This is a genomic window from Streptococcus mitis (genome assembly GCF_001579035.1).
Lineage (GTDB): Bacteria > Bacillota > Bacilli > Lactobacillales > Streptococcaceae > Streptococcus > Streptococcus mitis_J.
In genome coordinates, this window is sequence record NZ_KQ970287.1 from 19340 (window position 1) to 21169 (window position 1830).

2 protein-coding genes are annotated in these 1830 nt (G+C 41.9%); one reads left to right on the forward strand and one right to left on the reverse strand.

Annotated elements, in window-relative coordinates:
* Window positions 1-624, forward strand: a 624-nt coding sequence (locus tag SMIDD26_RS04515) for a YihY/virulence factor BrkB family protein (protein WP_246746904.1), incomplete at its 5' end; no start/stop codon positions are given.
* A 72-nt stretch (window positions 625-696) separates the two neighbouring features.
* Here the strand turns inward: SMIDD26_RS04515 and queA are convergent.
* Entirely contained in the window at window positions 697-1725 is a 1029-nt protein-coding gene (gene queA, locus SMIDD26_RS04520; protein ID WP_061439193.1) for a tRNA preQ1(34) S-adenosylmethionine ribosyltransferase-isomerase QueA, read from the reverse strand.
* Between the last annotated feature and the right edge of the window lie 105 nt (window positions 1726-1830).

Sequence of the window (1830 nt, forward strand, 5' to 3'; positions counted from 1 at the left end):
AAAATAGCCAGAGAAGTCTTGACGCAACCTTCAACAGGTTTGTTGAGTTTTTCTGTCTTGTCGGCGCTATGGAGTTTTTCAAAATCTATGAATTTCTTGCAAAAAGCTTTTAACAAGGCTTATGGCGTCGAAAAGAGTCGTGGACTTATTTCCCATCAGATGGTAAGTCTCCTAGTCAGTTTTGGTTTACAGCTCCTCTTTGCTTTTTCCTTGTTTTTGAGCTTATTTGGGCAGATGATTTTGGATTTACTTGCTCATTATTGGACAAAAGATGGCATTATCTATCAGGCTTTACAAGGTTTGGCAGGTCCTCTGACTTACGCCCTGCTCTTTACTATCTTGGTCATGCTTTATTATTTTCTTCCCAATCTATCTAACAGGAAACTTAGTTATACCCTACCAGGAAGTGCCTTTGTTCTCTTAGTGATTTTAGGTTTACTAACTCTGTTCTCTAGTTATCTCAATTACTATGTCCATCATTTAGTGGATGTCCGAATTTTAGGTTCCGTTCTTCTTGTTGTTATGATGTTTTGGTTTATCTTGATTGCTAAAATTGTTATCCTAGGCGCGGTTATCAATGCCAGTGTGCAGAGTTTGAAAGATCCGGCCTTTAAAAAAGATTAACTATTTATCCATAACAAAACGCATATTACCAAGCATTAAACCTTGATAATATGCGCTTTTTGATTATGAAAATTAATAGATAAACATGGCATCGCCAAAACTAAAGAAGCGGTAGTGTTCTTGGATGGCATGGTGGTAGGCATCTAAGACTAATTCACGGCCTGCAAAGGCAGAAACCAACATGACCAGAGTTGATTTTGGCAGGTGGAAATTGGTTGAAAAGGCATCCACGACTTTCCATTCATAGCCAGGTTTGATAAAGATATTGGTCCAGCCAGAATCTGCTTGGATTTGCCCATCAAACTTGGAACCAATAGTCTCCAAGGTGCGGATAGAAGTGGTTCCAACAGCGATGACACGACCTCCATTTTCTTTAACCGAGCGAAGAGTGGCAGCTGCTTCCTCAGAAAGTTGGTAAAATTCTGAGTGCATTTCGTGTTCGTCCAAATTGTCCACAGAAACAGGTCTAAAGGTTCCGAGTCCGACATGAAGAGTCAGATAGACTAGATGAATACCCTTAGCTTGGATTTCTGCCAGCAGTTCTTTGGTGAAGTGAAGACCAGCAGTAGGTGCAGCAGCAGAGCCACTTTCCTTGGCGTAAACGGTTTGATAGCGTTCACGGTCATCCAGTTTTTCGTGGATATAAGGTGGTAATGGCATTTCTCCTAGACTTTCCAAAACTTCTAGGAAAATTCCTTGGTATTCGAAGCGGACAATGCGGCCTCCGTGGGTCAATTCTTCTGTCACGACAGCGCTGAGACGGCCATCACCAAAGCTGACACGAGTACCAACCTTGAGGCGTTTGGCAGGTTTTGCCAGAACTTCCCACTCATCTCCGGCAGTATTTTTGAGCAGGAGCAGTTCCACATGACCTCCGGTTTCTTCCTTTTGACCATAGAGGCGGGCAGGGAGAACGCGGGTATCGTTCATGACAAGGGCATCACCAGGTTCCAGCATATCAATAATGGAGTGGAAGTGTTTATCCTGCATTTCTCCCGTTTCACGATTGACGATGAGGAGTTTAGAGGCATCTCGTTTTTCAAGGGGCGTTTGGGCAATCAATTCCTCGGGTAAGTGGAAATCAAAATCAGCTGTATTCATATATATGTTCATTCTTTCTAAGTTCTAATCCTATCCATTATAACATGTTTCAAGTTTGGACGCTCTTTTTTTAGAAATTAAATCGTTTTCACTTGACAAAAATTG